Origin of the sequence: Dactylosporangium sp. NPDC049525 (assembly GCF_040676755.1) — a bacterium.
GTDB lineage: Bacteria > Actinomycetota > Actinomycetes > Mycobacteriales > Micromonosporaceae > Dactylosporangium.
The window spans coordinates 1-6,997 of sequence record NZ_JBFAPO010000130.1 but is presented as its reverse complement, the minus strand read 5'-3'; the positions used below and the strand labels follow the sequence as shown (position 1 = coordinate 6,997).

Genomic DNA, 6,997 nt, shown 5'->3' with positions numbered 1-6,997 from the left:
GCAGCTGGGTGCCGCGCGCGGCCGGGTCGAGGTGGTCGGGGGCGACGCCGCGGACCAGCATCGACGCGATCCGGGCGACCGGCCGGCCGGTGGCGTCGGCGACGGTCAGGGCCATGCCGTCGGGTTCGTCGGCGGCCGGCACGAGGCGCACCCGCAGCGCCCCGGGGCCGGGCCGGTGCAGGCGGACACCGTTGATGGCGAACAGGATCGGCACCTGGCCGGCGGCCTCGGCGCGTTCGGCGTAGCCCTCGAGGCTCAGGTGGGCGGCGGCGTCCAGCAGCGCCGGGTGGATGCCGTAGCCGGCGGTCCCGGGGCGGTGCGCGGCCGGCAGGTCGATCTCGGTGTACAGCTCCGCGCCGCGCCGCCAGGCCGCGCGCAGGCTGCGGAACGCGGGGCCGAAGTGGTAGCCGCGGCCGTGCAGCCGGTCGTAGAGCCCGTCGACGTCGACGGGCTGGGCGCCGGTCGGCGGCCACAGGGTGAGATCCGGATCGGTCCCAGCGTCTGCGTTTGCAGCCGCGCCATCGCTGGCGTGTGCGGCCGCGTCGGCGTTTGCGTGTCCCGCCGAGCCGGCGCGGGCGTTCGCGGCCAGGCCGGTGGCGTTGCACTCCCACGCGGAGGCCACACCAGCGTCCTCGGGTCGCGAGTGGATGCTCAGCGTCCGCCTGCCGGCCGCGTCGGGGGCCCCGACGGCGACCTGGACCTGGACGCCGGCGGCGCCGCGCAGCCGGACCGGCGTGCGGAACGCGAGCTCCTCGACCTCGTCCGCGCCGGCCCGCCGCGCCGCCTCGGCGGCGAGCTCGAGCAGGGCCGTGCCGGGCACGATGACGACCCCGGCGACGACGTGGTCCGCGAGCCACGGCTGGGCCTGCGCCGACAGCCGCCCGGTGAAGACCCAGGCGCCGGTCCCGGCGAGCGGCACGGCCGCGCCGAGCATCGGGTGCTCGACCGCCTGCAGCCCGAGCGGCCCGGCTGCGGCTGCCGTCGGCTCCGCGGCCGGCCGGGGCCAGAACCGGCGGTGCTGGAACGCGTATGTGGGCAGCCCGGTCACCCGCCCGCCGTGCAGGCCGGCGAGGGCGGCCCAGTCCGGCGACACCCCGTGCCCGTGCAGTTCCGCGAGCGCGCCGAGCAGCGCCGCCAGTTCGGGCCGCCCGCGGCGTTGCAGCGGCACGACGACCGGCGCCGTACGGCCGGCGCGGGAGGCCGGGGCGCCGGTGCCGTCGTCGGGGTCAAGGCAGTCGCGGGCCATGCCGGCCAGGACGCTGTCGGGGCCGAGCTCGACGAACGTCTCGACGCCGCGGGCCGCGAGCCAGCCCACGCCGTCGGCGAAGCGGACGGTGGCACGCACGTGCCGGACCCAGTAGCCGGGGGTAGCGATGTCGGGCATCGGGGCGCCGGTGACGTTGGAGACGACCGGGACGGTCGGGGCGTGCCAGGTGAGGGACTCCGCGACGGCCCGGAACCCGGCGAGCATGGCGTCCATGCGGGCCGAGTGGAACGCGTGGCTGACCCGCAGGCGGCGGGTGCGGCGGCCTTCCGCGCGCCACCGGGCCGCCAGGGCGTCGACCGCGTCCTCGTCGCCGGAGACGACGACGGCGCGCGGGCCGTTGACGGCGGCGACGTCGACCCGGCCGGTGAGCGCCGCCGTCACCTCGTCCTCGGCGGCGTCCACGGCGAGCATCGCGCCGCCGGCCGGCAGCGCCTGCATGAGGCGGCCGCGGGCGGCGACGAGGCGGCACGCGTCGGCGAGGTCGAGCACGCCGGCGCAGTGCGTGGCGGCGATCTCCCCGACGGAGTGCCCGAGAAGGTAGGCGGGCGTCAGCCCCCACGCGGTGAGCTGGCGGTACAACGCCACCTGGAAGGCGAACAGGGCGGGCTGGGCCGCGCCGGTGCGGTGGATCGCGTCCGGGTCGGCGCCGGTCAGCACCTCCAGCAACGGCGTGTCCGAGTGCTCGTCGAGGTGGGCGCGGGCGGCGTCGAACGCGGCGGCGAAGACGGGCAGCCGGTCGTACAGCTCCTGGCCCATGCCGTGCCGCTGGCTGCCCTGGCCGGTGAACATCCAGGCGACCGCGCCGTCGGCACGGGCGTGCCCGCGGAACAGCCCGGCGGCGTCGGTGCCGGCGGCGAGCGCGGTCAGCCCGTGGCGCAGCCGGTCGCGGGAGGCGGCGACGACGGTGCCCCGGTGGGCGAGCGCGGTCCGGGTGGTGGCGAGCGAGTGGGCCAGGTCGGCGAGGTCGATGCCGGGTTCGGCGTCGAGGTGTACGAGGAGCCGGGCCGCCTGTGCCCGCAGCGCGGCGGGCGTGCGACCGGCCAGTGGGAACGGCAACGGCAGGTCCACTGTGGACCGCGCGGCCGGCGCCGGGGTGGGCGGCGCCTCCTCCAGGATGACGTGGGCGTTCGTGCCGCTGATCCCGAACGCCGACACCGCCGCGCGGCGGGGGCGTCCACCCGGCCACGGCAGGGCGCCGGTGAGGACCTCGACGGCACCGGCCGACCAGTCGACGTGCGGGGTGGGCTCGGCCGCGTGCAGCGACGCCGGCAGCACCGCGTGCCGCAGCGCCTGCACCATCTTGATGATCCCGGCGACGCCGGCGGCACCCTGCGTGTGGCCGATGTTCGACTTGACCGAGCCGATCCGGCACGGCCGGTCGGCGGGGCGGCCCTGCCCGTAGGTGGCCAGCAGCGCGGTCGCCTCGATGGGGTCGCCGAGGACGGTGCCGGTGCCGTGGGCCTCGACGGCGTCGACGTCGGCCGGGTCGAGGCCGGCGCCGCGCAGCGCGGCCCGGATGACCCGTTCCTGCGCCTCCCCGCTCGGTGCGGACAGGCCGTTGCTGGCGCCGTCCTGGTTGACCGCGCAGCCGCGGACGACGGCGAGGACCGGGTGGCCGTTGCGCCGGGCGTCGGACAGCCGCTCCAGCAGGAGCATGCCCATGCCCTCGCCCCAGCCGGTGCCGTCGGCGCCGGCGGAGAACGGCTTGCACCGGCCGTCGGCGGCGAGCCCGCCCTGCCGGCTGAACTCGACGAACGGTGTCGGCGTCGCCATCACCGTGACCCCGCCGGCGAGGGCCAGGCCGCACTCGCCGGAGCGCAGCGCCTGCGCGGCGAGGTGCAGCGCGACGAGCGACGAGGAGCAGGCGGTGTCGACGGTGACGGCCGGGCCGGTGAGGCCGAGCGCGTACGCGACGCGACCGGAGATGACGGACGCCGACACGCCGGTGACCCAGTGTCCCTCGCTGTCCTCGCCGCTGTCGCGCAGCAGGTCGGCGTAGTCGTGGCTGACGACGCCGACGAACACGCCGGTGTCGCCGCCATGCAGCGCGGCGGGGTCGATCCCGGCCCGCTCGATCGCCTCCCACGCGCCTTCCAGGACGAGCCGCTGCTGCGGGTCGGTCGTGGTCGCCTCGCGCGGGCTGAGGCCGAAGAACTCGGCGTCGAAGCCGGCCGGGTCGCTCAGGAAGCCGCCGGAGGCGGTGTGGCTGGCGCCGCCGTCGACGAGCCGGTCGAGGTCCCAGCCACGGTCGGACGGGAAGGCGGTGATGGCGTCGGTACCGGTGGCGACGATCTGCCACAGTGCGTCCGGATCGTCGGCGCCGCCCGGGTAGCGGCAGCTCATGCCGACGATCGCGATCGGCTCGTCCGCTGCCCCCGCCACCGTGGCCGTCGCGGTGGGCGCGGCGGCCGGGGCGGTGGCGGCCGCTGCGGTGGCGGGGGCGGTGAGGCGGTCGTACAGGTGAGCGGCGATGCGGTCCGGGGTCGGGTGGTCGAAGACGAGGGTGGTGGCCAGCCGCAGCCCGGTGGCCGCGGCGAGCCGGTTGCGCAGGTCGACGGCGCTGAGCGAGTCCAGCCCGAGCTCCCGCAGCGCCCGCCCCGGCGGCACCGCGTCGGCGGCGGTGTGGCCGAGGGCGGCGGCGGCCTGGGCGCGGACGAGGTCACGCAGCTCGCGGCGGGCCTCGTCGGGCGCGAGCCCGGCCAGTCGTGCGACGAACGGCGCGGGCCGGTCCGCGGCCGGGGTGGGTGCCTCGGTCGCGGCGGCGGGGATCTCGGCGAACAGCGGGGTGGGGCGCACGGCGGCGAAGCCGGCCGCGAACCGGGGCCAGTCGAGGTCGGCGACGACGGTGCCGGCCCGCCCGGACGGCACCAGGTAGCGCAGCGCCGCGGCGGCGGTCGCCGGCGGCATCGGGATCAGGCCGCGGCGGCGCATCCCGTCGGCGTCGCCGGCCGCCATCCCGGCCCCGTCCCACAGCCCCCAGGCGACCGCGGTCGCGGCCCGGCCTCGGGCGCGGCGGTGCTCGGCGAACGCGTCGAGGAAGGCGTTGGCGGCGGCGTACGGACCCTGCCCGGCGGCGCCCCACACGCCGGCGCCGGAGGAGATGAGCACGAACGCGTCGGCGTCGCCGAACACGTCGTCGAGGGCGAGCGCGCCGGCGACCTTGGCGTGCAGGCCGGCGGCCAGGTCGGCGGCTCCGGCGTCGGCGAGCGCAACGGTCGTCCCGGCGCCGGCGGCGTGGCAGACGGCGCGGACCGGCTCGCCGCGGGCCTCGGCGTCGGCGGCGAGGGCGGCCAGAGCGGTGCGGTCGGAAGCCTCGCAGGCGGCGATGGTGACGGTCGCGCCGAGGTCGCGCAGTTCGGCGGCGAGTTCCGCGGCGCCGGGCGCGTCGGCGCCGCGGCGGCTGGTGAGCAGCAGGCTGGCGCCGGGCCGGGCGCGGGCCACGTCGCGGGCGATGTGCGCGCCGACGGACCCGGTGCCGCCGGTGATCAGCAGCGTCCCGGCGGGCGGCCACGTCCCTACGGCGGCGCCGCCGGTCACCGCGGGAGCGGGCACGAGGCGGCGCGCGTAGGTCCCGGTCGCCCGCACCGCGACCTGGTCCTCGGTGCCGCCGCCGGTGAGCACGGCCACGAGCCGGTCGGCGGCGGTGTCGTCGAGGGTCTCGGGGAGGTCGACGAGGCCGCCCCAGCGGTCCGGGTGTTCGAGGGCGGCGACCCGGCCGAGGCCCCACAGCTGCGCCTGGACGGGGGCGGTGAGGGGGTCGGTGGCGTCGACGGAGACGGCGCCGCTGGTCGCGCACCACAACGGCGCCGGCGACCCGAGGGTGCCGAGGGTGCGCAGCAGGTCAAGGGTGCCGGCCAGGCCGGGCTGCGCATCGGCGCGGTCATCCAGGGCGAGCAGCGACAACACCCCGGTCCAGTCGCCGGCGTCCAGGGTGTCGGCGGGCGTCGCGGTCCGGACGGTCGCGCCCACGCGGGTCAGGGCGGCCCCGATCGCGGCGGCGGCAACGGCCGGCGTGCCGGCGGGGTGGACGATCAGCCACGACCCGCCGCGGACCGGTGCGGGCGGCGGCACGGGGCGCCACGCCACCTCGTAGGACCAGCCGTCCACTGTGGAGTGCAGGGTACGGTCGCGGTGCCAGCGGGACAGTGCGGGCAGGTCCGCCTCGAGGCCGTCGAGGCCGTCGAGGCCGAGGGCCCGCAGGGAGGCGGGGTCCGCCGCGTCGACGGCACGCCAGAACTCGGCGTCGGCAGGCGCGGTGGCGCGGTCCTCCTCGTCCAGCCAGAACCGTTCGGTGGCGAACGCGTAGCTGGGCAGCCGCACCGGGCGGCCGGGAGTGACGAGGCCGGTGGCGGCCCAGTCGACCGGCACCCCGCACACGTGGGCGCGGGCGAGGGAGCGGCCGAGGCGCTCCGGGCCGCCCTCGCCGCGGCGCAGCGTGCCGGTCGCGACGGTCTCCGCGGCGTCGGCGGCCTCGGCGGTCTCCTCGACGGCGGTGGTGAGCACCGGGTGCGGGCTCATCTCCAGGAACACACGGTGGCCGTCGGCGAGCAGACGGGCGGTGGCGTCGGCGAAGCGTACCGGCTGCCGCAGGTTCGCGAACCAGTAGCCGGCGTCGAGCTCGGTGCCGGTGAGCGGCTCGCCGGTGACGGTCGACGTCATCGGGACCGCGGCGGGGACCGGGGTGACGCCGTCGAGCAGCCGGGCCAGGTCGTCGCGGACGGCGTCGACCTGCGGGGAGTGCGACGCGTAGTCGACCTCGACCCGGCGGGCCCGCACGTCCTCGGCGCGGCACCCGGCGAGCAGCTCGTCGAGGGCGTCGAGGTCGCCGGCGACGACGGCGGAGCGGGGGCTGTTGACGACGGCGACGGCGACGCGGTCACCGTAGGGGGCGAGGCGGGTGGCGAGCTCGGCGGCGGGCAGCTGCACGGAGAGCATCCCGCCGCGGCCGGCGAGCGCCGACAGGGCGCGGCTGCGCAGGGCGACGACGCGGGCGGCGTCGTCGAGGCTCAGCGCGCCGGCCACGTAGGCGGCGGCGATCTCGCCCTGGCTGTGCCCGATGACGGCGGACGGGGTCACGCCCGCGGCCCGCCACACCTCGGCGAGGGACACCATGACGGCGAACAGGACCGGCTGGACGACATCGACCCGGTCGAGGTCCGGCGCGCCCTGCCCGCCGCGTAACGCGTCGAGCAGCGACCAGCCGGTGTGCGGGTCGAGGGCAGCGGCGCAGGCCCCGATCGTGTCCCGGAACACGGCTGAGCCGTCGAGCAGTTCGCGGGCCATCCCGGTCCACTGGGCGCCCTGGCCGGGGAAGACGAACACGGGCCGGGGGTTGGGTGCGGCGACGCCGGTGACGACGGCCGGGTCCGGGCGGCCCTCGGCGAGGGCGGTGAGGGCGGTGCGCACGTCGTCCGGGTCGGCGCTGAGGATCGCGGCCCGGTGGGCGTGGTGGGTGCGGGTGGTGGCGAGCGCCGCCGCGAGCGCGGCCGGGTCGGCACCGTCGCCGGCACCGTCGCCGCCGGCGGCCGAGGCGGTGAACTCCAGCAGGCGGGCGGCCTGCCGGGCGAGGGCGTCGGCGGTCGCGCCGGACAGCAGCAGCGGGACGTCAGGGGCGAGCGCCGGTGCGGTTGGCTGCTCGGGTGCTTGTTCGAGGATGAGGTGGGCGTTGGTGCCGCTGATGCCGAAGGAGGAGATGGCGGCGCGGCGGGGGCGGTGGTGGTTGGGCCAGGG

The 6,997-nt window shown here is 78.3% G+C and carries 1 protein-coding gene; it reads right to left on the bottom strand.

Annotation, left to right across the window (positions count from 1 at the left end):
• A partial coding sequence (locus AB0K00_RS57340) for an SDR family NAD(P)-dependent oxidoreductase (protein WP_363540079.1) occupies positions 1-6,997 on the bottom strand: 6,997 nt, incomplete at both ends.